Consider the following 23,680-nt stretch of genomic DNA (forward strand, 5'->3'; position numbering starts at 1 on the left):
TCCCCCCGGCCGGCGGTCTTACGTGGCCTTCCGGCCGGGCGGCACCCGGCCGGTGCGCGGCTCAGGCCGAGGCCTTCTCCGCCGCCTCGACGACGTTCGCCAGGAGCATCGCGCGGGTCATCGGGCCCACGCCGCCGGGCATGGGCGCGACCCAGCCGGCGACCTCGCGGACGCCGGGGTGGACGTCGCCGACGAGGCCCTCGTCGGTGCGCGTGATGCCGACGTCGAGCACGGTCGCGCCGGGCTTGACCATGTCCGCGGTGAGCAGGCCCGGAACACCGGCGGCGACGACGACGATGTCGGCCTCGCGGGTGTGCGCCGCGAGGTCCTTGGTGCCGGTGTGGCAGGTGGTGACGGTGGCGTTCTCGGAGCGGCGGGTGAGCAGCAGGCCGAGCGCCCGGCCCACCGTGATGCCCCGTCCGACGACGGTGACGTCGGCGCCCCGGATCGGCACGTCGTGGCGGCGCAGCAGCTCGACGATGCCGCGCGGCGTGCACGGCAGCGCGCCGGGCTGCATCAGCACCAGGCGTCCGAGGTTGACGGGGTGGAGGCCGTCGGCGTCCTTGGCCGGGTCGATGCGCTCGAGGACCCGCTGCTCGTCCAGGCCCTTGGGCAGCGGCAGCTGGACGATGTAGCCGGTGCAGGTCGGGTCGGCGTTGAGCTCGTCCACGGCCGCCTCCACCTCCGCCTGGGTGGCGGTCGCGGGGAGGTCGCGCCGGATGCTGGCGATCCCCACCTCGGCGCAGTCGCGGTGCTTGCCGGCGACGTACGCCTGGCTGCCCGGATCGTCGCCGACGAGCACGGTGCCCAGCCCGGGGACGATGCCCTGCTCGCGCAGCGCGTCGACGCGCTGCTTCAGTTCCGCGCGGATCGCCGCCGCGGTGGCCTTGCCGTCGAGAATTCGTGCGGTCACCGTCTCATCCTCTCAGGAGGGGAGGGCGGGAGCCCGATCGACCCGAGGAAGATTACAGCTCGTCCTGGTCGGCCCGCTGGCGCCAGGCGACGAGGCGGTCCGTCAGGTGCCAGCTCGCGGATCCCGCGAGGACGGCGGCCAGCACGGCGGCGATGAGGCCGATCAGGGGGCGGACCTGGTCGGTGAGCGTCGCGCTGCGGATGATCGTTTGCACGCCGAACTCGAGGAATCCGTTCGCCACGGGATCTCCCTGGGGGGATTCGGTCGCCGGGGCATGAGGCCCCGGCGACCTGATGGGGTCAGTGGAAGAAGTGCCGGACCCCCGTGAAGTAGAGGGTGACGCCGGCCTTGGCGGCCGCTTCGATCACCTCGTCGTCATGAATCGAACCGCCGGGTTCGACAATAACCCGCACTCCGGAGTCCGCGAGCACCTGAAGCCCGTCGGGGAAGGGGAAGAAGGCGTCCGAGGCACCCACGGATCCGGCGGCGCGGTCCCCCGCCCGGGACACCGCGAGGCGGGCCGAGTCGACCCGGTTGACCTGTCCCATGCCGACCCCGACGGTGGCGCCGTCGGCGGCGAGCAGGATGGCGTTCGACTTGACCGAGCGGCAGGCGCGCCACGCGAACACCAGGTCGCGCAGGGTGGCCTCGTCGACCGGGTCACCGGTCTTGAGCTGCCAGGTCGCCGGGTCGTCACCGGAGGCGTCGATCCGGTCCCGCGTCTGGCAGAGCAGCCCGCCGTCGATCTGGCGGGTGTCCACCTGGGCGGCCGGGCCCTCCGGGCAGACGAGCAGCCGGAGGTTCTTCTTCTTGGCCGTGAGAAGCTCCAGGGCCTCATCCTCGAAGCCCGGAGCGACGATCACCTCGGTGAAGATGTCGGCGAGCTGGCGCGCCATCTCGGCCGATACCGGCCGATTGGTTGCGATCACGCCGCCGTACGCCGACACCGGGTCGCAGGCGTGCGCCTTGCGGTGCGCCTCGGCGATGTCCGCGCCGATCGCGATGCCGCACGGGTTGGCGTGCTTGATGATCGCGACGCACGGCTCGGTGAAGTCGTACGCTGCGCGGCGGGCCGCGTCGGCGTCGACGTAGTTGTTGTAGGACATCTCCTTGCCGTGCAGCTGCTCGGCTCCGGCCAGGCCGCCCTCGCCGTCGGTGTAGAGCGCCGCCTCCTGGTGGGGGTTCTCCCCGTAGCGCAGGACGCTCTTGCGGGTGCGGACCGCGCCGATGACGTCCGGCCAGCGGGTGTCGGTGTCCGGCGCGTACGCGCTCGCGAACCACGACGCCACCGCGACGTCGTACGCGGCGGTGTGGGCGTAGGCCTGGGCCGCGAGCCGCTTGCGCTCCGCCAGTTCGAAGCCGCCGCGGCGTACGGCCTCCAGGACCTGGTCGTACGCCGCCGGGTCCACGACGACGGCCACGGTCTGGTGGTTCTTGGCAGCGGCGCGCACCATCGCCGGGCCGCCGATGTCGATCTGCTCGACGATCTCGTCCGGGGCGGCGCCGGAGGCGACGGTCTCCCGGAACGGGTACAGGTTGGAGATCAGCAGGTCGAACGGCTCGACGTGCAGGTCCTCCAGCTGCTGGACGTGGTCCGGGTTCCGGCGGTCGGCCAGGAGCCCCGCGTGCACCTTCGGGTGCAGGGTCTTGACCCGGCCGTCGAGGCACTCGGGGAAGCCGGTGAGCTTCTCGACCTTCATGACCGGGACGCCCGCCTCGGCGATGCGCGCGGCCGTCGACCCGGTGGAGACGATCTCTACACCGGCCTCGTGCAGGCCCCTGGCGAGCCCTTCGAGTCCGGTCTTGTCGTAGACGCTGATCAGCGCCCGCTTGATCGCGATACGGGTCACCCGATCCTCACTCTCCTGTTCTCGATGGTCCATCCCTCGCGGACCAGACGGCCCACGGTGCCCACGAGCAGCGGGCGTTCGACCGCCTTGATCCGCTCGTGCAGCGAGTCCTCGTCATCGTCGTCCAGGACCGGCACGGTCTCCTGGGCGACGATGGGTCCGGTGTCGACGCCGGCGTCCACGAAGTGCGCCGTGCAGCCGGTCACCTTGACGCCGTATTCCAGTGCCTCGCGCGGCCCGTGGGTGCCGGGGAACGCCGGCAGCAGCGCGGGGTGTGTGTTGATCACCCGGCCGCCGAAGCGGTCGAGGAACCGCTTGCCGAGGATCTTCATGAAGCCCGCGGAGACGACCAGGTCAGGGGCGTACGCGGCGACGGCGTCGGTCAGGGCCGCGTCCCACGCGTCCCGGTTCGGATGGTCCTTCACGCGGACGACGAAGGTCGGCACGCCGGCGCGCTCGGCGCGGCGCAGCCCCTCGATGTCGTCACGGTCGGCGCCCACGGCAGTGACCCGCGCGCCATAAGCTGGATCGACACACGCGTCGAGCAGCGCTTGTAGGTTGGTCCCCGCACCGGAGACGAGGACGACGAGCCGGGCGGACACCATTTCTCCCCAGGAATGACTGGTGGGCGGGCCGTATCAGCCTATCGGCCGCCGCTCGGCTCGGTTCAGCCGACACCAGGAGGACCAGTGAGTGACGCGCCAGGCCCAGGCCAGGCCGGGCCGCAGACGCAGCTCCCCGAAGCACCCCGTCCGCCCCTGCCGCCGACCGCGCCCGAGCGCGGCGGCCCTCGCGCACGGCTTCTCGGCATCGCCGGGCTCGTCCTGACGGTCCTGTTCCTCCCCGCCGGGCTCGCGCTGTCCATCGCGGCGGTCGTGGCGGGCGTGCGCTCCCGCAAGCGGGCCCGGCGGGTCCTCGCCCCCGCGCCCGGCGCGGTCGCGGGAGTGGTGATGGGCACGATCGGGCTGGTCGTGTGTCTCTCCCAGATCGGGCTGTACGCGGTGATGTGGGACGACTTCAACGGCTACGTCAAGTGCCGTGAGTCGGCCCTCACGTTCGATGACAAGAAGACCTGCCAGGACCAGTGGCTGCCGCGCATCGAGCGCCGGCTGCACCTGCCGAAGGACTCGCTGCGGCAGCACCCCTCCTGGTACTGACCGCGGCAGGTCAGCCCCGGTCGCGCGGGGGACGCCTCCGAGCCGGTGCGGCCCCGCCGGGGCCGTCCTGCCCGCGCGGCCGCGGCTCGGTCCGCGAGCCGGTCCAGTCCCCGATCGGGATGACGCCCTCGGGCAGCGGCTCGTCGACGGTGGCCAGCACCGGGTCCGGATCCTCGAACTCCAGCTCCTCCGTGTCCCGCTCCTCGTCGTCCAGAGGCTCCGGACGGGAGCGCAGGCGACGCGACAGCCGCCAGTTGGCGATCCAGGCGGCGATCGCCGCCGACACGCCGACCTCCAGCGCGGCCAGCAGCCCGGTCTGCCACGCGGAGGGCCCCATCACGGCCATCCGCCCACCGCCGAGCGGGCCGCCGGACAGCGCGGCGAGAAAGGCGATCACACCGCCCGTGGCCACGCCGGACACGAACCCCCACAGCGGCGCGGCCTCGGTCGCCTCGGTCGGCTGGTACCGGATCGTGAAGACGCCGCCGACGGCTCCGGCGACGAACGGCACGGCCAGCGCGAGCAGCGACACGGCCGGAGCCGGGCCCGGCTCCGGCAGCGCGGCGAGCGGCGGGAACGCCGGGATCATGCCGACGAACACCCCGGACGGCGACACGCTCGTTCCCGCGCCGACCGCGAACCCCGGCCCCACGGCGTACGCGACGGCCCAGAGCGCGGCGTTCGGCAGGTACACCAGCCCGATCAGCACCACCAGGATCCCGCCGACGACGCCCGGCTTGAGCACGTCGTAGAGGTTCTCGGCCTCGGACAGGTGGAACAGCAGGGACGCCAGGAAGATCAAAACACCGAAGCCGAGCAGGACGACCGACGCGCCGGTGACCCCGGCGGCCACCGAACGGGCCCGCCGGGGCAGCAGCCCCAGCATCGCGACCCAGGGCGCGCGGTTGGTCGTGGACACCAGCGTCCGCGCCGCCCCGAGACCTCCGGCGAACATGGCCAGCAGGAAGCACAGCAGCAGCGCCTGCCACGCCGACGGCCGGATGGCCGACGAGCTCGCCACGAGCGCGAGCAGTCCGGACAGCACCGCGTACGGGATCGCCAGCGCGAACGCGGCATGCGTGACACCGATCCGGTACCGGCCCCGCACCCGGCCGGTCCGCGCGATCCAGCCGCCGGCGCGGAACAGCAGCGCGCCCGGCAGGAACATCAGCCCGAGCGGCAGCAGCCCGACCCGGCCGCGCGGCACCGTGAACCCCGCGTGGTGCGCCATCAGCCAGAACCCGACCGCCGTACGGAAGACGCCCGGCAGGCCGGTGCCGAGCGCGCCGCGCGGCGCGGCGATCCAGCCGAGCAGCGTGATCGTCGTCAGCACGGTCAGGCCGATGCCCGCCGCCCAGACCGCCGCCACGATGCCGGTGACGGCGAGCGGGCGCGTCACGGTCTCGGCCACGGGTGACGGGCCGGTCTCCTCGAGGTCCGCGTCGTCGTGGTCCGTCGTGGTCATCGGTCGCTCACCACTCCTCACTCGCGCCGGGCCTCCCCATGCTGGCAGCGCGGAACCGGCGAATCCGCGCACCCGCCCGGCGTGTCGCCCCATACCGGGCGCGGGCCGTGCCGGGCGAACATGTGAGAAGCCCCGCCGGGAATCGGCGGGGCTTCGACAGGTCGCGATCTATGAGGTGGTCTCATCTCCTCGGTCGCGGACGACAGCGACTTCTACGCAGTCGCCCCCGTTCGAGGAGTAGCTGCTTTTCGTCCAGGTGGCCACTGATCCTCCGGAAGGTGCTGGGAGGCAATAAAGGATCCCGCCGGCTCCCCGCCGAAGACGGGTCGACGGGCGCAGAAGTGGCCAGGCCCGGCCAGCAGGAGTGATCGCAGAGTACCCGCTGACGTCGCGGTTGTCACAAGGCAGTCAAAGCCTCTATCCGCTGCGTGATGAGGTTCGGCGACTCTTCACGCGGCGGCCCGGGCGTCGCAGGACGCGCGAAACGTTCTCCGGCGCCACCGAACGCGAAGACGCCCGGTCCGGGAGGCCCCGGCCGGGCGTCTTCGACGGCTTGCCCTGCGGAATCAGGCGGACATGATCTCGCGCATGAGGCGGGCGGTCTCGCTGGGGGTCTTGCCGACCCGGACGCCGACCTTCTCCAGGGCCTCCTTCTTGGCCTGCGCGGTGCCGGAGGAGCCGGAGACGATCGCGCCGGCGTGGCCCATCGTCTTGCCCTCGGGAGCGGTGAAGCCCGCGACGTACCCGACGACCGGCTTGGTGACGTGCTGCTCGATGTACGCGGCGGCGCGCTCCTCGGCGTCGCCGCCGATCTCACCGATCATCACGATCGCGTCGGTCTCGGGGTCGGCCTGGAACGCCTCCAGGGCGTCGATGTGCGTGGTGCCGATGACCGGGTCGCCACCGATGCCGACGCAGGTGGAGAAGCCGATGTCACGCAGCTCGTACATCATCTGGTAGGTCAGCGTGCCGGACTTGCTGACCAGGCCGATGCGGCCCGGGCTGGTGATGTCGGCCGGGATGATGCCGGCGTTGGACTTGCCCGGGGAGGCGATGCCGGGGCAGTTCGGCCCGATGATGCGGGTCTTGCCGCCCTTCTCGACCGCGTGCTTCCAGAACCAGGTGCTGTCGTGCACCGGGATGCCCTCGGTGATCACGACGCACAGCGGGATCTCCGCGTCGATGGCCTCGACGACGGCGTCCTTGGTGAACTTCGGCGGCACGAAGACCACCGACACGTCGGCGCCGGTCTGCTCCATCGCCTCGGCGACGGTGCCGAACACCGGGAGGTCCCGGCCCTCGTGCGTGACGGTCTGCCCGGCCTTGCGGGCGTTGACGCCGCCGACGACGTTCGTGCCGGCGCGCAGCATGCGGGCGGTGTGCTTGGAACCCTCACCGCCGGTCATCCCCTGGACGATGACCTTGCTGTTCTCGGTCAGCCAGATCGCCATCTCATGCCCCCTGCGCGGCCAGCTCGGCGGCACGGCGCGCCGCTTCGTCCATCGTCTCTACCTGCTGAATGACCGGGATCGCGGCCTCGTTGAGGATGCGCCGGCCCTCCTCGGCGTTGTTGCCGTCGAGCCGGACCACGATCGGCCGGTCGACGGTCTCGCCGCGGTCGCCCAGCAGCTTGACGGCCTGGACGATGCCGTTCGCGACGGCGTCACCGGAGGTGATGCCGCCGAACACGTTGATGAAGACGCTCTTGACGTCGGGGTCGCCCAGCACGATCTCCATGCCGTTGGCCATGACCTCGGCCGAGGCGCCGCCGCCGATGTCGAGGAAGTTGGCCGGCCGCTGGCCGCCGTACTGCTCGCCGGCGTACGCGACGACGTCGAGCGTGGACATGACCAGGCCCGCGCCGTTGCCGATGATGCCGACCGAGCCGTCGAGCTTGACGTAGTTGAGGTCCTTCTCCTTGGCCTTGGCCTCGAGCGGGTCGGCCGCGGCCTTGTCCACCAGGGCCTCGTGCTCGGCCTGGCGGAAGGAGGCGTTGTCGTCGAGGGTGACCTTGCCGTCGAGGGCGACGACCCGGCCGTCCTGCGTGAGGATCAGCGGGTTGACCTCGACGAGAAGGGCGTCCTCGTCGACGAAGACGGCCCAGAGGCGCTCGATCAGCTCGGCGGCGCCGTCCAGGGCCTCGGCGGGCAGCCGGCCGGCGGCCGCGATCTCGCGGGCCTTGGCCCGGTCGACGCCGGCCAGGGCCGAGATCGGAATCTGGGCCACCGCGTCCGGGTTGTTCGCCGCGACCTCCTCGATCTCCATGCCGCCCTCGACCGAGCAGATGGACAGGAACGTCCGGTTCGCGCGGTCGAGCAGGAACGAGAAGTAGTACTCCTGGGCGATGGCGCTGGCCTCTTCGACGAGGACCTTGTGGACCGTGTGGCCCTTGATGTCCATGCCGAGGATCTGCCGCGCCTTCTCCTCGGCGTCGGCGGGTGAGTCGGCGACCTTCACGCCACCGGCCTTGCCGCGGCCGCCGGTCTTCACCTGCGCCTTGACGACGACGCGCGAGGTGCCGGCCGCGGCGAACTCCTCGGCGATCGCGCGGGCCTCCTCCGGCGTCGTGGCGATCTTGCCGGTGGGGACCGGGACGCCGTACTCCGCGAAGAGCTCCTTCGCCTGATGTTCGAACAGGTCCACGGGGGTCCGTCCTTAACGGGATCGACAGATAACGACCGCGTCCAAGCGGTCCGCTCCGACCAGGCAGCCTAGTCCTTCCACGACACGGCGCGGGCCGGTGGGTCCGCATGCGACGCGTCGCGCGAATGACGGCCGGGTAAGCAGCCGATGTCGTCGAAGTGCCCTGCGCCGTTTGATGTACTGGAACGTCATCGACGGCGGAAGCCCGAGGTCGGGCACGAGACGGTACGGAGGTGCGGCGGTGACCCGAGAGACGGCACGGGGCGTTCGCCGCGTCGCCCTGCTGCTCCTCGTGGCCTCGCTCAGCGCCACCTGCGCCGCCGCGCTGCCGCGGCCCGGTGACGCCCCGTGGCGCAGCCCCGGCCTGCTCGGCAACGGGGGCTGGCCGTTCGCGCGGGTGCCGGTCACGCCGGAGGACGCGGCCGGCGCGTCGTTCGCCCCGGGCAGCTCCGTCCTGATGCTGCCCGACGGCCGGGCGCAGCTCATCCCGTTCGGCGGGGACGAGCCGGTGGCCGTGCACCGCGACGACCCACGGGTGGCCGACGCGATCCGCTCGGACCAGGCGTGGCTGGCCGCCGGCATGGTTCCCGGCACCACGCGCGAGGATCGCGAGGCGGCCACCCGCGCCCTGCTCGACCTGCGCATGCTGACCCTGCCGAACGGCGCCTCGACCGCCTCCTGGTACGGCGCGTGGAACTACGTGTGGCCGCGCGACGCCGCGTTCACCGTCGCGGCGTTCGCCGCGACCGGGCACGGCGGCGACGCGCAGCGGGTGCTGTACTTCCTCGCCCGCGCCCAGGCGCCGACGGGCCTGTGGGCCGCGCGCTACCTGCCCGACGGCGCCGCCGTCGCCGACGGCCGCGAGGTGCAGCTCGACAGCCTCGGCTGGGTGCTGTGGGCGACCTGGTTCCTGCGCGCGAAGGACCCCCACGCGGTCGACCTGGACACGCTGTGGCCGATGATCCGCCGGGCCGCCGACCGGTCCGCGACCGTCCTGCGCGGCGACGGCCTGCCACCGCCGTCGCCGGACTACTGGGAGCGCAGCCCGGCGCGGGAGCAGGCGCCGCACGCGCCGACGCTCGGCGTCTGCGCGCCCATGCTGGCCGGCCTGCGCGCCGCCGCGGCGCTGGCGGCGGACCGCGGCGACGCCGGGGCGGCGCAGCGCTGGGACCGAGCCGCCGACCGGCTGGCCGCGGCCGTCGAGCGGCACTTCGGCCCGTACGGCTATCCGCGTTCGCCGATCCCGGGCGGCGCCGTGGACGCCTCGGTCGCCTTCCTGGCCCCGCCGTTCGCGAACCCCGAGCCCGGCGTACTGTCCGCCGTCGCGCGGATCCGGGACCGGCTGCGGCTGCCGGGCGGCGGCGCGGTGCCCGGCGAGAAGTACGGCGCCGGCGCCGCGTGGACCCCGGAGACCGGTCTGTTCGCGCTGGAGGCGGCGGCGATCGGCGACAGGTTCGGCGAGCACGACTGGCTCGACTGGCTCATCGCGCACCGCTCGACGCTCGGGTCGTTCCCGGAGAAGGTCGACGACCACGGCCGTCAGGCCGGGGTCGCCCCGCTCGGCTGGACCTCGGCCCTGGTGGTGCTGGCCCTCAGCGCCGAGCGCACGCCGCTGCCCATCCCCCCGGGCTGAGGGTCAGTCCTCGCCGCCGACGTTGGCGCGGACCCACTCGACGATCTCCTGGGTCGTCGCGCCGGGCGTGAAGATCCTCGCGACGCCGAGCTTCTCCAGCTCGGGGATGTCGGCGTCCGGGATGATGCCGCCGACGAAGACCGTGATGTCGAGGGCGTCGCGGTCCTTCAGCAGCTCGACGACCTTGGCGCAGAGCGTCATGTGCGCGCCGGACAGGATGGACAGCCCGATGCCGTCGGCGTCCTCCTGCAGCGCCGCCTCGACGATCTGCTCGGGGGTCTGGTGCAGCCCCGTGTAGATGACCTCCATGCCGGCGTCGCGCAGCGCGCGGGCGACGACCTTCGCGCCGCGATCATGACCGTCGAGACCTGGCTTGGCGATGACGACGCGGATCGGACCCGCCATTACTGCCTCCTACCGGGATGCGTGAGCTGTCTCGCACACTAGTCGTAGCACGCCGGGCCGCCGCCGAGCGGCCCTGACCGTTCCGGGGCGGTCAGGACGCGGGCTTGGACGGGGCGGTGAGCCAGCCGCAGCGGGCGGGCTGCGGGCGGCCGGGGGCGTAGGCGGCGCAGGCGGTCACGATCGCGGTCTTGGCGGGGTTGCCCTGCTGGGCGTACGGCCCTCCGGAGGACGGGTGGTCGCAGTCGGGCAGCGCGGCCGGGTCGCTGCGCGGCCGGCCCCAGGACGAGGCGTTGTTCTGCCAGCAGTTGCCGTCGCCCTGCTCGTCCCACCAGAAGTCGACGCCGTTCGGCGCCGACGCCCCGAACGGGGTGACGCCCATCAGGTTGCCGACGTAGCGGTTGCCGTGCGAGGTGTCCCGCTGCTTGGCGGGGTCGGTCTCGCCGCGGCGGCTCGCCGGGATCCAGTACTGGGCGATGCCGTAGCGCCAGTTGTCGTAGACGAAGTTGCTCGCGTAGGTGTTCTCGTCGCCGCCCGCGAGGAGCATGCCGGTGCCGACCGGCACGGCGCGCGCCGGGCAGTGCGACCCGCAGTCGCGGTAGGGGTCGGCGTTGTTGCCGAACACGCGGTTCGCCACGAACATCGCGTGGTTCTGCGGCATGCCGACCGCCTGCACGCTGCTGTCGAGCACCGCGCCGGTGGCGTTGCCGGAGAACTCGTTGTCGTGGACGTACACCGAGTCACCGGCCGTCCCGGAGTAGCCGATCAGGTTGCCGTGGGAGCGGCAGTCGCGGATCTCCACGGACAGCCGGTTGCCGCGCTGGTCGGAGGCGGAGGCCGTGGCGATGCCCGCGTCGCCGTTGCCGGTCGCCTCGCAGTCGGCGATCACACCGTGGTCGGTGCCGTACGCCGCGAGCCCCTCCCGGCCGTCGTCGCGGGCGGTGACCCGGTCGAGGACGAACCCGTCGGTCTCGACGACGGCCACGCCGTCCTCCTTGAAACCGCGGACCGTGACGCCTCGCAGGTAGAAGCCGTCGGCGCGGTCGGCGCGGACGCCGATCGGCTTGTCGCCCTCGACGACGACCCCGTCGCCGACGCCCTCGATCTGCAGGTCGCCCAGGCCGAAGACGCTGATCAGGCTGCGCAGGTGGGGGCAGGAACGCTCCTGCTCGTACGTCAGGGTGCTCGCGCCGGCGAGCGCGCGGCAGGCCCCGGACGGAGCGGCCAGGCTCGGCTGCTCGCGGTACGTGCCGGGCAGGACGTAGATCGTGGTGCCGCGCTGCCGCACGGCGTCGACGGCCGCCTGGACGTCGTGATAGGCGCACTCGGGGGCGAGCTGCTGCGCCAGGCCGGTGTAGTGACCGCCGGGCTTGCAGACCACCAGCCGCTGCGTCGCCGGCGCCGGGCGATAGGCGGGGATGTGGTAGACGCCGGCCGGCGGGGTGACCGCGCGGCCCGGAGAGGCCGCGGCGGACGACGCGAGAACCGACGACGTGATTACGGTCGTGCTCAGTGCGGACACGACCGCGACGAGGAGACGCCGCGCGAACCGCCCCATTTTCCTCCCAACGGGCCGCAGGTGCTCCCACGTGCATCATGACGGTCCGCGCGCCTCATGTCGACGCCCGCATCCGGCCATATCGGCCGTGCAACCATTTTCGGCTCCGCTACGTACGCGCCCGGAGACTAGAGCTTCTCGATCGGCGCGTAGCGGAGGACGAAGCGCTTGACGCCGTAGTCGCCGCCGAAGTCGACCGTCGCGGCGGCCTTCTCTCCGGCCCCGTCGACCGAGACGACCGTGCCGAGGCCGAACGAGTCATGGACGACCCGCTCACCGGGGGACAGCGCGGGCACCGGGCGGTTGCCCGGTGAGCGCACGCCGGGCCGCTGCGACAGCGACGCCATCGCCGGAGTCGCCTGCGCGCCCTGGCCGCCGCCCTTCCACTCGACGAGCCTGTCGGGGATCTCGCCGAGGAACCGCGACGGCGGGTTGTAGGAGGGGGCGCCCCAGGAGCTGCGCATCGTCGCGCGGGAGACGTAGAGCCGCTGCCGGGCGCGGGTGATGCCGACGTAGGCGAGCCGCCGCTCCTCCTCCAGCTGTTTGGCGTCGCCGAGCGAGCGCAGGTGCGGGAAGACCCCGTCCTCCATGCCGGTGAGGAACACGACGGGGAACTCCAGGCCCTTGGCCGTGTGCAGGGTCATCAGCGTGACGACGCCCTCGTGGCCGCGGTCGCTGGGCGGCACGACGCCCGCCTCGCCGCCGGGGATCTGGTCGGCGTCGGCGACCAGGGCGACCTGCTCCAGGAACTCCACGAGCCGCCCCTCCGCGCCGACGGGCGCCGGAGCCTCCGCCTCCTCCGCGTCCTCCGTGTCGGCCGTTGGCGGGACGACACCGGCGGCGAGGCGCTCCTCGAACTCGGTCGCCACGGACTCCAGCTCGCGGAGGTTCTCGATGCGGGTCTCGTCCTGCGGGTCGCGGGAGGCCTCCAGCTCCGCGAGGTAGCCGCTCCGGGTCAGGATCGCCTCGATCAGCTCGGCCGGCGTCGCGGTCTCGACCATCTCCTGCAGCTCGTCGAGCAGCGCGACGAAGTCCTTGATCTGGTTCAGCGAGCGGGTGGCGATGCCCGGCGCCTCGTCGGCGCGGCGCAGCGCCTGCCAGAACGAGACGCGCTCGCGGCCGGCGAGGGCCTCCACGCAGGCCTCGGCGCGGTCGCCGATCCCCCGCTTGGGAACGTTGAGGATGCGGCGCAGGCTGACGGTGTCCTCCGGGTTGGCGAGCACCCGGAGGTAGGCGAGCAGGTCGCGGATCTCCTTGCGCTCGTAGAACCGGACCCCGCCGACGACCTTGTACGGCAGGCCGACCCGGATGAAGACCTCTTCGAACACACGCGACTGGGCGTTGGTGCGGTAGAAGACCGCGACGTCGCCGGGCGCGACGTCCTCCTCGTCGCTGAGCCGGTCGATCTCCTGGGCGACGAACGCGGCCTCGTCGTGCTCGTTGTCGGCGACGTACCCGCTGACCTTCGGCCCCTCGCCCTGGTCGGACCACAGGCGCTTGGGCTTGCGGTCGGCGTTGCGCTCGATGACCGCGTTGGCCGCCGACAGGATCGTCTGCGTGGAGCGGTAGTTCTGCTCCAGGAGGATGACGGCCGCGTCGGGGTAGTCGCGCTCGAACTCCAGGATGTTGCGGATCGTCGCGCCGCGGAAGGCGTAGATCGACTGGTCGGCGTCGCCGACCACGCACAGCTCGGCGGGCGGGACGTCGTCGTCGCCGGCCTGCCCGACCAGCTCGCGGACCAGGACGTACTGGGCGTGGTTGGTGTCCTGGTACTCGTCGACGAGGACGTGCCGGAACCGCCGCCGGTAGTGCTCGGCGACGTCGGGGAACGCCTGCAGCAGGTTGACCGTCGTCATGATCAGGTCGTCGAAGTCCATCGCGCCGGCCTGCCGCAGCCGCGCCTGATAGGTCGCGTACGCCTCGGCGAGGGTCTTCTCCATGTGCGTCGACGCCTGGTCGCGGAAGGTCTCGTAGTCGATGAGCTCGTTCTTGAGGTTGGAGACCTGGGCGGAGAAGCTGCGCGGCGGGTAGCGCTTGGCGTCCAGGTCGAGCTCACGGCAGACCAGCGCCATCAGCCGCTGCGAGTCGGCCTGGTCGTAGATCGAGAAGCCCGACGGGAAGCCGAGCCGTTTCGCCTCCCGGCGCAGGATGCGCACGCACGCGGAGTGGAACGTCATCACCCACATCGCCCGCGAGCGCGACCCCACGAGCGCCTCGACGCGCTCCTTCATCTCCCCGGCGGCCTTGTTCGTGAACGTGATCGCGAGGATCTCGCCGGGCTGCGCGCCCCGCTCCGCGAGCAGGTAGGCGATCCGGTGGGTGAGGACCCGGGTCTTGCCCGAGCCCGCCCCCGCGACGATCAGCAGCGGACCGCCCTGGTGGGCGACCGCCGCGCGCTGGGCGTCATTGAGGCCGTCGAGAAGAGGGTGGCTTACGAGCGTCGACACTCAATGAAGGGTATTGGGTGCGGGCGACAGCCGCGCCCCGCTCTCAGGTCTTGCGGAAGCCGTACGCCTCGTTGGCGGCCCGTACGACGGCGGCCACGTCGCCGCCGCAGGCCGAGGCCGAGGCGGCCGCGACCGCGCCCTCGACGAACGGCGCGTCGGCGAGCACGACGTTCGTCTCGGGCTCGCCGGGGCGGCCGGCGCGGGAGTCCTCCAGCTCCTCCAGGTACGTACGGGCGGTCAGGACGGAGGAGCCGAGGTCGGCGATGAGGACGACCCCGGCGCCGCCGTCGGCCTCCCGTACGGCCTGCTCCACGAGGTCGATGCTCGTGCCCAGGCCGCCCTCGCCGTCACCCCCGGCGGGCCGTACGGCGACCTCCCCGACACCCAGCTGCGCGGCGAGTTCGGCGGCTCCCTCGGCGAGGGCCCGGCTGTGCGAGACCAGCACGATTCCCACGGTGCTCATGCACCAGATGGTGCCGCATTCCGGGGCATCTGATGCATCCGATCTCACCGTGCCCGCGACCGGCCGCGCCGGCGGCGGGCCGGGTCGGCACGAGATCGACGAGTTCGTCGACCGACGGCGCGGCGCCCTCGCCGCCGTCGGCCGACGCGTCGATGACGGCCAGCAGCGCGCCGCGCAGCCGCTGGGCCGCCGCGATCCGCTCCTCGGTCTGCTCCAGCTGGCGGCGCAGCAGGTCCCGCAGGTCGGCCCCCGCGCCGTCCAGGACGTCCCCGATCTCGGCCAGGGACAGCCCGAACCCCCGCAGGGCGAGGATCCGGTGCAGGCGGCGGACCTCGGCGGGGCCGTAGCACCGCCGCCCGGCCCGGTCACGGGCGGGCGACAGCAGGCCGAGCCGGTCGTAGTGGTGCAGGGTCCGTACGGTCAGCCCGGTGGTCCGGGCGAGCTCCCCCACCGACAGCGTCCGGCTCGCATCCGCGTCTGGCGTCATGACCGGGAACGCTAGGTCCTGACGCCACGTCAGGCACAAGCCGCCGGTCATCCGAAGGCGCGGCGCAGCCGCCGGCCACCTCCCGGCGCGGCGCAGGCCGCCGTCACCCCACGGCGAGGTACAGGCCGCCGGTCAGCCCTCGCCGGCGGCGTCGGCGAGGGCGCGGAACAGCAGGACGGTCGAGGCGGCTCCGGGGTCCAGGTGGCCGACGCTGCGCGGGCCGAGGTAGCTGGCACGGCCCTTGCGCGCCTGCAAGGGCACGGTCGCCTCCGCGCCCTTCTCCGCGGCGTCCAGGGCGGCCCGCGCGGCGGCGGCCGGTCCGTCGCCGGCCGCGGCCTCGTACGCCGCGACCGCGGGCGTGAGGGCGTCGACCATCGTCTTGTCCCCTTCGACGGCCTTGCCGAGCTGCTGGACGGCGTCGAGCGCCGCGCGCAGGGCGGCGGCCAGCGCGGTGGCGTCCGCGTCGGCCGCGTCGCCGAGGGCCTTGCCCGCCCGGCGCAGCGCGCCGCCGTACAGGGGGCCGGACGCGCCGCCCGTCTTGGACACCAGGGCCCGGCCGGCGGTCATCAGCACCTTGCCGGGCGGCAGGTCCGGCCCGAGGGCCTCGACGGCCGCCCGCAGGCCGCGGTTCAGGTTGGCGCCGTGGTCGCCGTCCCCGATCGCGGCGTCGAGGCGGGTCAGGCGGTCGGCGTCGGCCGCGACGAGTTCGGCGAAGCGTTCGATCCAGCGGCGGGTGTCCATCAGCGGCCCCACCGCAGGCCGGGCGTCTCCACCGGGGCGTCCCACAGCTCGGTGAGCTGTGGGGTGAGGCGCAGGACCGAGATCATCGCGCCCGCCATCTCCAGGCTGGTCACGTAGTTGCCGACGAGCGAGCGCGCCACCGTGACACCGTGCCCGCCGAGCCATTCGGCGACGGCGGCGTACGCGACGTACAGCTCCATCAGCGGGGTGCCGCCCATGCCGTTCACCAGGACGAGGACCTCGGACCCGGACAGGGACATGTCCTCGTCGATCGCCGACAGCGCCACGTCGACGATCTCGGGGGCCGGGCGCAGTCTCGTACGCTCGCGGCCGGGCTCGCCGTGGATGCCGATGCCGAGTTCCATCTCGTCCGCGCCGAGCTCGAACGTCGGCCGCCCGGCGGCCGGAACGGTGCAGGCGGTGAGCGCGACGCCGAAGGAGCGGGTCCGCTCGTTGACCTCCCGGGCGACGGCGGCGACGTCCTGCAGCGACCCGCCCGCCTCGGCCAGCGCGCCGGCGGCCTTCTCGGCGAAGAGGGTCGCGCCGGTCCCGCGCCGCCCGGCGGTGAACGTGCTGTCCTGGACGGCCACGTCGTCGTCGATCACGACGGGTACGACCTCGATGTCCTCGTCCTCGGCCAGCTCGGCGGCCAGCTGGAAGTTCAGGACGTCACCGGTGTAGTTCTTCACGATGTGCACGACCCCGGCGCCGCCGGACGCCGCGGTCGTCGCGGCGAGGATCTGGTCGGGCACCGGCGAGGTGAACACCTCGCCGGGACAGGCGGCGTCGAGCATGCCGTACCCGACGAACCCCCCGTGCAGCGGCTCGTGCCCGGAGCCGCCGCCGGAGACCAGCCCGACCTTGCCCGTACGGGGAGCGTCGGCCCGGACGATGATGCGCTGGTCCAGGTCGACCCGCAGCGACGGATGTGCGGCCGCCATGCCGCGCAGGGTGTCGAGGACGACGTCGTCGACGTCACCGATCAGTTTCTTCATGGGTCCGGGATACCCGCATCGCCCCCTCCGGCGCCAGAGTTGTGGCTGATTGAGGGGTTAAAGGAGCACATTTCCTATGATGACGACCGTGATCGACGACGTTCAGCGCGCTCTCGTGGTGATGGCCCATCCCGACGACATCGACTTCTCCTGTGCCGGCACGGTCGCGACCTGGGTCGAGGCCGGCATCGAGGTCTCCTACCTCCTCGTCACCGACGGCGACGCGGGCGGGTTCGACGACGACGTCCCGCGCGAGGAGATGGGCCCGCTGCGCCGGGCGGAGCAGACGGCGGCCGCCAAGTGCGTCGGCGTCACCGACCTGCGCTTCCTCGGCTACCCGGACGGGCGCGTCGAGCCGACCCTCGACCTGCGCCGCGACATCGCCCGGGTGATCCGGCAGGTCCGTCCCGACCGGGTCGTCATCCCCAGCCCCGAGCGCAACTACGACCGGATCTACGCCGGGCACCCGGACCACCGCGCGGTCGGCTCGGCGGCGTTCGACGCCGTCTACCCCGACGCCCGCAACCCGTACGCGTTCCCGGAGCTGCGCGCCGAGGGCCTGGAGGCCTGGACCGCCCGGGAGATCTGGATGACCGGCGGGCCGTCCCTGAACCGGTACGTCGACGTCACCGACGTCTTCGACCGCAAGCTCGCGGCGCTCCGCGCGCACGTCAGCCAGGTCTCCCACCGCGATGACCTGGAGCCGATGCTGCGCGGCTGGATGGGCGCGAACGCCCGCGGCGGCGGTCTGCCCGAGGGCCGCCTGGCCGAGGTGTTCCAGGTCGTCCCGGCCGAATAGCCCTGCCCCGAACGAAGAGAGACGGACGACGTTGGCACCGAAGATCCTGCTCGACTGCGACACCGGCATCGACGACGCGATCACCCTGCTGTACCTGGCCAAGCTCGTGAAGGCCGGGGAGGCGGAGCTCGTCGCCGTCGGCACGGTGCACGGCAACGTCGCCCCCGAGGTCGGCGCGCTCAACACCCTCCGCGTCCTCGAACGCGCCGGCCTGTCCGGCGTGCCCGTCGCCGTGGGCGCCGTCCGCCCCATGGCCCAGGACGTGGACTACGCGCCCGACTGGCACGGCGCCGACGGCCTGGGCGACACGTACCTGCCCGAGCCGGCCGGCCGCCCGGTCGACACGACCGCGCCGGAGCAGATCATCCGGCTGGGCCGGGAACGGCCCGGCGAGCTGACGCTGGTGGCCGTCGGCCCCCTCACGAACCTCGCCATCGCGCTGCTGCTGGAGCCGTCGCTGCCGACGATGTTCCGCGAGGTGGTGATCATGGGCGGGGCGTTCGACCACCAGGGGAACGTCACCAGCCACGCCGAGGCCAACATCTGGCACGACCCGGAGGCCGCCGAGCTCGTGCTGAGCGCGGGCTGGCCGGTCACGCTCGTGCCGCTCGACGCCACCCACCCGACGGCGGTGGACGGGGCGTGGCTGGACCGCCTGGCCGGGGCGGACTCCGACCTCGCCCGGTTCGCCGCCCGGATCCTGGAGTTCTACGCCACCGCCTACTCGCCCTCCCTCGGCATGCGCGGCGCGGTCATCCACGACGCCCTGGCCGCGATGCTGGCCGTCGACCCGTCGCTCTGTGAGTACGCCGAGCGGCCCGTACGCGTGGAGCTGCGCGGCGAGCGGACCCGCGGCGCGACGCTGTGGGACCGCCGGTCGTACGCCGACGAGGGCGACCGCCCGGTCGTGAAGATCGCCGTCGCGAGCGACGTGGCGGCCTTCCAGGACCGCCTCCTCGCCGCCCTGCTGTGAACGCTTCTAGGATTCTCGGCCATGGGTGACAGGAAACCGCAGGTCGCGGCCTTCGCGGAGCTGGACGCCGGCACTCTCTACGCGTTGCTGCGGCTCCGCGTGGACGTCTTCGTCGTGGAGCAGGAGTGCCCGTACCCGGAGCTGGACGGTCGGGACACCGAGCCCGGCACCCGGCACGTGTGGCTGGCCGGCGACTCGGGGGCCCCGGAGGCGTACCTGCGCGTGCTGGAGGATCCCGACGGGGCACGGATCGGGCGGGTCGTGACGGCGCCGCACGCGCGCGGGGCCGGGCTGGCGGGGCGGCTCATGGAGGCCGCGCTGGAGGTCACCGGCGACCGTACGGTGCGGCTCGACGCGCAGACGCGGGTCGCGGGCTTCTACGCCAAGTACGGCTTCGCCGAGGACGGGCCGGAGTACGTCGAGGACGGCATCCCCCACGTCCCCATGGTCCGCCGCTGACCGCGCTCCCGGCGGCATCGAGGGGCGGGGAATTCCGGAAACCGGCTTCGTGATGGAATGGAGTGATCCATTCTCGAGAGGGGAGCCGTCACGCATGTCCGTCACCGATGAACTGCTGGAGAACGCCCGGCGCTACCGCGAGGGCTTCGACGCCGAAGGCATGTCGGCGGCGCCGTCACGGCACGTGACGATCGTGGCGTGCATGGACGCCCGCCTCGACATGTTCGGCCTGCTCGGCCTGGAGATCGGCGACGCGCACATCATCCGCAACGCCGGCGGCGTCGTCACCCCGGACGTGATCCGCTCGGTGTCGATCAGCCAGCGGATGCTGGGCACCCGCGAGATCGTGCTGATCCACCACACCGGCTGCGGGATGCAGGGCATCACCGACGACGGGTTCCGCGAGCAGCTGTTCGCCGACACCGGTCTCAGGCCGGACTGGGCGGTCGAGTCGTTCACCGACGTGGACGAGGACGTGCGCCAGTCGATCGCGCGGATCACGGCGAACCCGTTCGTCCCGCACAAGGAGTCCGTGCGCGGTTTCGTCTTCGACGTGAAGTCCGGTGAGCTGCGCGAGGTCACCGTCTAGTACCACCTCGGCCGGATCCGACCGCGAGGACCGCGTTCCGCCCGGCCGAGGGCCCGGCGGGCAGAACGCCACCATCATCGTCGGTCCTCGCGGTTTCGTCGCGTGAGGGCAGGGTCTACTTCGACTCGACGCGTCCGGTCGGTGCCGTGCCGCCGGCGAGCACCGCCGTCGCCCGCGCCCAGGCCGGATCTTCGGGGTAGAGCTCGCTCCGCAGATAAGCCCAGATGAGCGCTCGTACGGCAGCGACACGGTCGGGGTTCTCGTCGGTGGTCTCGGCCGCGTCGAAGGTCGAGATACCGCCCAGGCCATGCTCCGCGTCGAAGATCTCCAGCCGGGTCTTCGGCGCGGGAGCCGCGGTGTAGGGATCGCTTCGCCAGTCCTTCCGGTCGGAGAAGAAGGAGTTCCAGTCCCTCTCTCCGACGACGATGAGGACCTTCGGCGTCATGCCGTCGAATTCGGTGCTGGTGAGCGCCGCGTAGGGCTGCGCCGCCGGGCCGTTCAAGTCCGCACCGCGACCGGGCGCGGCGATCATGACACGGGCGCCGAAGCGTCCGTCGACGGCTCCCACCGTCGACCCGTCGCCGGCGTCGGTGATGGTCTGGCCCGAGATCAGGCCGACCGTGTGACCGCCGGCCGAGTGACCGACGGCGGCGATCCGGCCGGCGTCCAGGCGCCCCGCCAGTCCCGGAACGGCGCGCTCGATATCGCCGAGGTGGTCCACGATCTGGCGCAGATCTTCGGCCCGTGACCTCAGGTACAACGGCGCATCCGGGTCATCGGCCTCTCGTAGGCCGAGGAACGTGGCGTCGAGGTGCGTGGGCTGTATGACGACGAACCCGTGCGCGGCCCAGAAGTTCACCAACGGGCCGTACCCGTAGAACGAGGGCACGAAGGTCGACGGGCCGTGCCCCGTGCGAGAGAACGATCACTGGCAGATCACCACCGACGGCCGGAGCCGATACGCGAACCGCCAGCGGAATCGGGCGCCCGGGAACGTCGATCAGGACGGGATGGTAGGAGGTGACGGGCGTGGGACTCGTCACCGGGAACCCGGCGGCATACGCCGACGGGTCCTTCGCGGGATCGTTGCATTCCATGGAGTGCTCCTTCATGAGGGCGGCTATGGCTCTAGTCTGCGGCCGTTCGATTGAACGGAGAATGCTTGACAGGACGAACTTTCTTCGCGAGAGTTCAGCCATGGTCATCGACCAGCTGTCAGAGGTGTTCGACCTCATCGACGTTCGCGGCCAGATCTCCGGCGCGTTCGCGGTGCGCGGCCCCTGGGTGACGCGGTCCGCCATCACGAGCCCGCTGAAGCTGTCGGTGATGGTCCGCGGCCGGTGCCGGTTGTTGACCGACGGGCTCGACGCCCCGATCGCGATGGAGGCCGGCGACGTCGCGGTCATGACCGGCCGCTCGTGGCTGCGTGTCGAGGGCGGCGCCGGTGACGGGCCGCCCGTGGAGTTCACGCCCGAGGCGGGCGAGTACGCCCTGCGCGTCGACGGCGCGGACTTTGCCGTCGACGACGTCATCCTCGGCGGCCACGTCGAGCTCGACCCGGCCGGTGCGGCGCTGTTGACGCAGGCGCTGCCGCCCGTGGCGGTCATCCGGGCATCCGATTCCGCCGCGCCCGCCCTGCGCGCGTGCGTCGACCGGCTGGTCGAGGAGGTGACGGGCGAGCGGATGGGCGCCGCCTTCGCGATACGCCAGCACGCCCAGCTGTTCCTCCTGGAGGTGCTCCGGGCGTACCTCGGGCAGGCCGAGCCGCCGCCGGGATGGCTGCGGGCGCTGACCGACGACCGGCTGCGTCCCGCGCTCGCTCTCATGCACGGCGAACCCGGGCGGTCCTGGGGGCTGGAGGAGCTGGCCCGTGCGGCGGCGATGTCGCGGACGTCGTTCGCCGTGCGCTTCCGCTCCGTGGCGGGTGTCCCCCCGCTGACCTACCTCAACTCATGGCGGATGCTGCTGGCCCAGCGGGCGCTGCGCGACGACGACGTCCGGATCGGGGCACTCGCCGCGCAGCTGGGGTACACCTCGGAGAGCGCCTTCAGCACCGCCTTCAAACGCGAGGTGGGCGAGGCGCCCCTGCGCTACCGGCATCGGCTCCGGCAAGCATCGTGACCATCGGCGCGCCGGCGGCGACACCACCCGGCGCTCCCGGCCCGGCGCAAGGCCCGCCGCCGATCCAGGCGGGGTCACCACCGATCCAGGCGGGGTCGCCGTCAGACGAGGCGGCGGGCGGCGGCCCAGCGGGACAGCTCGTGGCGGTTGGACAGCTGCAGCTTGCGCAGCACCGAGGACACGTGCGTCTCGACGGTCTTCACCGAGATGAACAGCTCCTTGGCGATCTCCTTGTACGCGTACCCGCGGGCGATCAGCCGGAGCACCTCGCGCTCGCGCTGGGTGAGCTGGTCCAGCTCGGGGTCGATGGACGGCGCGTCGGTCGCGGCGAACGCGTCCAGCACGAATCCGGCCAGACGCGGTGAGAAGACGGCGTCGCCCTCGGCGACCCGGCCGATCGCGCTCGTCAGCTCCGGGCCGGAGATCGTCTTGGTGACGTAGCCGCGGGCGCCGCCGCGGATCACGCCGATGACGTCCTCGGCCGCGTCGGACACCGACAGGGCGAGGAAGCGCGTCGGCGCCGCCTGGTCCGCCGTCGCCCCCTCGGCGGGGCCGCTACGCGCGCCGCCGAGCACCCGGCGCAGCACCTCGACGCCTCCGCCGCCCGGCAGGTGGACGTCGAGCAGCACGACGTCGGGCCGCGTGGCCGCGATGACCTCGACGGCCTCGTCCACGTCGCCCGCCTCCCCGACGATCTCCACCGAGTCGCCCAGCTCGGCCTTCACACCGCTGCGGAACATCTGGTGGTCGTCGACCAGCACCACACGAGTCATGAGCGCTTCAACTCCAGTCTCACTTCGGTTCCCTCGCCCGGAGCCGTACGGATCTCCGCCTTGCCGCCGTTGCGCTCCATCCGTCCGATGATGGACTCCCGGACGCCCATGCGGTCCACCGGTACGGCGTCGAGGTCGAATCCCCGGCCCCGGTCCCGTACGAAAATCATGACCTCGTCGCCGTCCACCTCGGCGTAGACCGAGACGGAGGGCGTCTCGCCGTTCGCTCCGCCGCCGTACTTCGCGGCGTTGACCATGGCCTCGCGGGCGGCCTGCAGCATCGCGCCGAGCCGCTCGTCGAGCGGGCAGTCGCCGACGCACACGACCTCGATCGGGACGCCGTGGTGATCCTCCACCTCGGCGGAGATCTTCCGTACGGCGGGGGCGAGCGCCTGCTCGGCGTCGGCCTTCGGCTGGTACAGCCAGGCGCGCAGATCCCGCTCCTGGGCGCGCGCCAGCCGCTGGACCTCCTTCGGGTCGTGCGCGTTGCGCTGGATCAGCGTGAGCGTGTGCAGCACCGAGTCGTGTACGTGTGCGGCCACTTCGGCCCTCTCTTGTGATCGGATCCGCTCCCGGCGCTCGTCGTCCAGGTCGTGCCACATGCGCAGCAGGTAGGGCGTGACGATGACGCCGACCCCGGCGAGGACGATCGTGGAGCCCAGCAGGACCTGCCCGACGTGCTGGATGTTCTGCAGCAGGAACGCGGCGAGCCCCGCGATGACGAGGGCCGCGCCGACGACGCTGCGGATCCACAGGGAGCGGGTGTTGCGGACCCAGCGCCGCCGGTGCTCGGGGTCGGCCTGCTGCCAGATGATGCCGACGCCGACGCCGCCCGCCACCAGGGGCCACAGCGCCCGGCGCTCGGTGACCGAGGTCAGCGTGAACGCCGACAGCACGCCGATGAGCACGCCGTACGCGAACAGCTGCGTCCAGTCGCGCCGGGGCCGGACGTCGGACCGCTGCGGGACGAGCAGCCACAGCGCCACGTAGGCGATGACGCCCACGCCGGCGCCGATGAGCACGGCGAACGCCACGCGGACGATGACGAGGTCGATCCCGAGGTGGTCGGCCAGGCCACGGCAGACGCCGGCGGCGATCCGGCCGTCGGCGCGTCGTTCGAGGCGCGGGGGAGCGTCGGCGGCCTCACCAGGGTTCTCGGGCACACGCCGATCGTCACACGTCTCCGCCACTGATCGCATCGGGGCTGTCCCT

General features: G+C 72.6%; 25 protein-coding genes. 7 read left to right on the plus strand and 18 right to left on the minus strand.

Annotated elements, in window-relative coordinates:
* Positions 1 to 61: 61 nt before the first annotated feature.
* Genes NDW01_RS13295 through purN form a run of 4 tightly spaced genes read right to left on the minus strand, consistent with a single transcriptional unit; the run spans position 62 to position 3,368 of the window.
* Complete coding sequence (locus tag NDW01_RS13295; RefSeq protein WP_252820332.1) at positions 62 to 913, minus strand: bifunctional methylenetetrahydrofolate dehydrogenase/methenyltetrahydrofolate cyclohydrolase; 852 nt, start codon at positions 911 to 913, stop codon at positions 62 to 64.
* A 52-nt stretch (positions 914 to 965) separates the two neighbouring features.
* Positions 966 to 1,154, minus strand: a complete 189-nt coding sequence (locus NDW01_RS13300) for a hypothetical protein (RefSeq protein WP_252785812.1) — start codon at positions 1,152 to 1,154, stop codon at positions 966 to 968.
* Positions 1,155 to 1,212: 58 nt separating this feature from the next.
* The gene (gene purH / locus NDW01_RS13305) at positions 1,213 to 2,763 is read right to left on the minus strand and encodes a bifunctional phosphoribosylaminoimidazolecarboxamide formyltransferase/IMP cyclohydrolase (protein WP_252820335.1); all 1,551 of its coding nucleotides are present in this window, start codon (positions 2,761 to 2,763) and stop codon (positions 1,213 to 1,215) included.
* On the minus strand, positions 2,760 to 3,368 hold the full coding sequence (gene purN, locus NDW01_RS13310; protein ID WP_252785810.1) for a phosphoribosylglycinamide formyltransferase: 609 nt from the start codon (positions 3,366 to 3,368) through the stop codon (positions 2,760 to 2,762). The genes purH and purN overlap by 4 nt, the downstream gene beginning before the upstream one ends.
* Before the next feature lie 84 nt (positions 3,369 to 3,452).
* Between purN and NDW01_RS13315 the strand changes: the two genes are divergently transcribed.
* A complete protein-coding gene (locus NDW01_RS13315) occupies positions 3,453 to 3,920 on the plus strand; it encodes a DUF4190 domain-containing protein (RefSeq protein WP_252820337.1) in 468 nt (155 codons plus the stop codon).
* 10 nt (positions 3,921 to 3,930) lie between these two features.
* Here NDW01_RS13315 and NDW01_RS13320 read toward each other — a convergent pair whose 3' ends face one another.
* The 4 genes from NDW01_RS13320 to sucC all read right to left on the minus strand — a co-directional run bounded on the left by NDW01_RS13320 (position 3,931) and on the right by sucC (position 8,028).
* Positions 3,931 to 5,385, minus strand: coding sequence for a cell division protein PerM (locus NDW01_RS13320; protein WP_252820339.1), 1,455 nt, complete (start codon positions 5,383 to 5,385; stop codon positions 3,931 to 3,933).
* 168 nt (positions 5,386 to 5,553) lie between these two features.
* Positions 5,554 to 5,649 carry a DUF397 domain-containing protein gene (locus NDW01_RS44335; RefSeq protein WP_406567120.1) on the minus strand — a complete coding sequence of 32 codons (96 nt, stop codon included), beginning with the start codon at positions 5,647 to 5,649 and terminating at the stop codon, positions 5,554 to 5,556.
* A gap of 302 nt (positions 5,650 to 5,951) precedes the next feature.
* The gene (sucD, locus tag NDW01_RS13325) at positions 5,952 to 6,836 is read right to left on the minus strand and encodes a succinate--CoA ligase subunit alpha (RefSeq protein WP_252785807.1); all 885 of its coding nucleotides are present in this window, start codon (positions 6,834 to 6,836) and stop codon (positions 5,952 to 5,954) included.
* A 1-nt stretch (position 6,837) separates the two neighbouring features.
* Positions 6,838 to 8,028 carry an ADP-forming succinate--CoA ligase subunit beta gene (gene sucC / locus NDW01_RS13330; protein ID WP_252820341.1) on the minus strand — a complete coding sequence of 397 codons (1,191 nt, stop codon included), beginning with the start codon at positions 8,026 to 8,028 and terminating at the stop codon, positions 6,838 to 6,840.
* A 241-nt stretch (positions 8,029 to 8,269) separates the two neighbouring features.
* Between sucC and NDW01_RS13335 the strand changes: the two genes are divergently transcribed.
* Complete coding sequence (locus tag NDW01_RS13335) at positions 8,270 to 9,661, plus strand: glycoside hydrolase family 15 protein (RefSeq protein WP_252820344.1); 1,392 nt, start codon at positions 8,270 to 8,272, stop codon at positions 9,659 to 9,661.
* 3 nt (positions 9,662 to 9,664) lie between these two features.
* Here the strand turns inward: NDW01_RS13335 and NDW01_RS13340 are convergent, their stop codons facing one another.
* From NDW01_RS13340 to dhaK, 7 genes are all read right to left on the minus strand, one after another.
* The gene (locus NDW01_RS13340; RefSeq protein ID WP_252785804.1) at positions 9,665 to 10,066 is read right to left on the minus strand and encodes a cobalamin B12-binding domain-containing protein; all 402 of its coding nucleotides are present in this window, start codon (positions 10,064 to 10,066) and stop codon (positions 9,665 to 9,667) included.
* A 91-nt stretch (positions 10,067 to 10,157) separates the two neighbouring features.
* Positions 10,158 to 11,621 (minus strand): right-handed parallel beta-helix repeat-containing protein, encoded by a 1,464-nt coding sequence (locus tag NDW01_RS13345; protein ID WP_252820346.1) that lies wholly within the window; start codon positions 11,619 to 11,621, stop codon positions 10,158 to 10,160.
* 128 nt (positions 11,622 to 11,749) lie between these two features.
* Positions 11,750 to 14,068: a DNA helicase PcrA gene (gene pcrA / locus NDW01_RS13350; RefSeq protein WP_252820348.1), complete on the minus strand. Its 2,319-nt coding sequence runs from the start codon at positions 14,066 to 14,068 to the stop codon at positions 11,750 to 11,752.
* Between the two features lie 43 nt (positions 14,069 to 14,111).
* On the minus strand, positions 14,112 to 14,531 hold the full coding sequence (gene dhaM, locus NDW01_RS13355; RefSeq protein ID WP_252785801.1) for a dihydroxyacetone kinase phosphoryl donor subunit DhaM: 420 nt from the start codon (positions 14,529 to 14,531) through the stop codon (positions 14,112 to 14,114).
* Positions 14,416 to 15,069, minus strand: a complete 654-nt coding sequence (locus tag NDW01_RS13360; RefSeq protein ID WP_308211693.1) for a MerR family transcriptional regulator — start codon at positions 15,067 to 15,069, stop codon at positions 14,416 to 14,418. Before NDW01_RS13360 ends, dhaM begins: the two co-directional genes overlap by 116 nt.
* Before the next feature lie 81 nt (positions 15,070 to 15,150).
* Complete coding sequence (dhaL, locus tag NDW01_RS13365; protein ID WP_252820354.1) at positions 15,151 to 15,759, minus strand: dihydroxyacetone kinase subunit DhaL; 609 nt, start codon at positions 15,757 to 15,759, stop codon at positions 15,151 to 15,153.
* Positions 15,759 to 16,754, minus strand: a complete 996-nt coding sequence (dhaK, locus tag NDW01_RS13370) for a dihydroxyacetone kinase subunit DhaK (RefSeq protein ID WP_252820356.1) — start codon at positions 16,752 to 16,754, stop codon at positions 15,759 to 15,761. The genes dhaL and dhaK overlap by 1 nt, the downstream gene beginning before the upstream one ends.
* Before the next feature lie 88 nt (positions 16,755 to 16,842).
* Between dhaK and NDW01_RS13375 the strand changes: the two genes are divergently transcribed.
* The 4 genes from NDW01_RS13375 to NDW01_RS13390 all read left to right on the plus strand — a co-directional run bounded on the left by NDW01_RS13375 (position 16,843) and on the right by NDW01_RS13390 (position 19,574).
* On the plus strand, positions 16,843 to 17,553 hold the full coding sequence (locus tag NDW01_RS13375) for a PIG-L deacetylase family protein (protein ID WP_252820358.1): 711 nt from the start codon (positions 16,843 to 16,845) through the stop codon (positions 17,551 to 17,553).
* A 31-nt stretch (positions 17,554 to 17,584) separates the two neighbouring features.
* A complete protein-coding gene (locus NDW01_RS13380) occupies positions 17,585 to 18,526 on the plus strand; it encodes a nucleoside hydrolase (RefSeq protein WP_252820360.1) in 942 nt (313 codons plus the stop codon).
* 21 nt (positions 18,527 to 18,547) lie between these two features.
* A complete protein-coding gene (locus tag NDW01_RS13385; RefSeq protein ID WP_252820361.1) occupies positions 18,548 to 18,985 on the plus strand; it encodes a GNAT family N-acetyltransferase in 438 nt (145 codons plus the stop codon).
* Positions 18,986 to 19,079: 94 nt separating this feature from the next.
* Positions 19,080 to 19,574, plus strand: a complete 495-nt coding sequence (locus NDW01_RS13390) for a beta-class carbonic anhydrase (RefSeq protein ID WP_252820363.1) — start codon at positions 19,080 to 19,082, stop codon at positions 19,572 to 19,574.
* Between the two features lie 115 nt (positions 19,575 to 19,689).
* On the opposite strand, the gene NDW01_RS13395 is transcribed toward NDW01_RS13390, so the two are convergent.
* Positions 19,690 to 20,463 carry an alpha/beta hydrolase family protein gene (locus NDW01_RS13395; protein WP_252820365.1) on the minus strand — a complete coding sequence of 258 codons (774 nt, stop codon included), beginning with the start codon at positions 20,461 to 20,463 and terminating at the stop codon, positions 19,690 to 19,692.
* Positions 20,464 to 20,771: 308 nt separating this feature from the next.
* Between NDW01_RS13395 and NDW01_RS13400 the strand changes: the two genes are divergently transcribed.
* Positions 20,772 to 21,695, plus strand: a complete 924-nt coding sequence (locus NDW01_RS13400; RefSeq protein ID WP_252820367.1) for an AraC family transcriptional regulator — start codon at positions 20,772 to 20,774, stop codon at positions 21,693 to 21,695.
* 101 nt (positions 21,696 to 21,796) lie between these two features.
* Here NDW01_RS13400 and NDW01_RS13405 read toward each other — a convergent pair whose 3' ends face one another.
* Together NDW01_RS13405 and NDW01_RS13410 are read right to left on the minus strand one after the other, a co-directional pair.
* The gene (locus NDW01_RS13405; RefSeq protein WP_252820370.1) at positions 21,797 to 22,468 is read right to left on the minus strand and encodes a LuxR C-terminal-related transcriptional regulator; all 672 of its coding nucleotides are present in this window, start codon (positions 22,466 to 22,468) and stop codon (positions 21,797 to 21,799) included.
* Positions 22,465 to 23,631: an ATP-binding protein gene (locus tag NDW01_RS13410; RefSeq protein ID WP_252820372.1), complete on the minus strand. Its 1,167-nt coding sequence runs from the start codon at positions 23,629 to 23,631 to the stop codon at positions 22,465 to 22,467. Before NDW01_RS13410 ends, NDW01_RS13405 begins: the two co-directional genes overlap by 4 nt.
* Positions 23,632 to 23,680 lie beyond the last annotated feature (49 nt).

It is taken from the genome of Actinoallomurus soli, from assembly GCF_024055715.1.
GTDB classification, from domain to species: Bacteria; Actinomycetota; Actinomycetes; order Streptosporangiales; family Streptosporangiaceae; genus Actinoallomurus; species Actinoallomurus soli.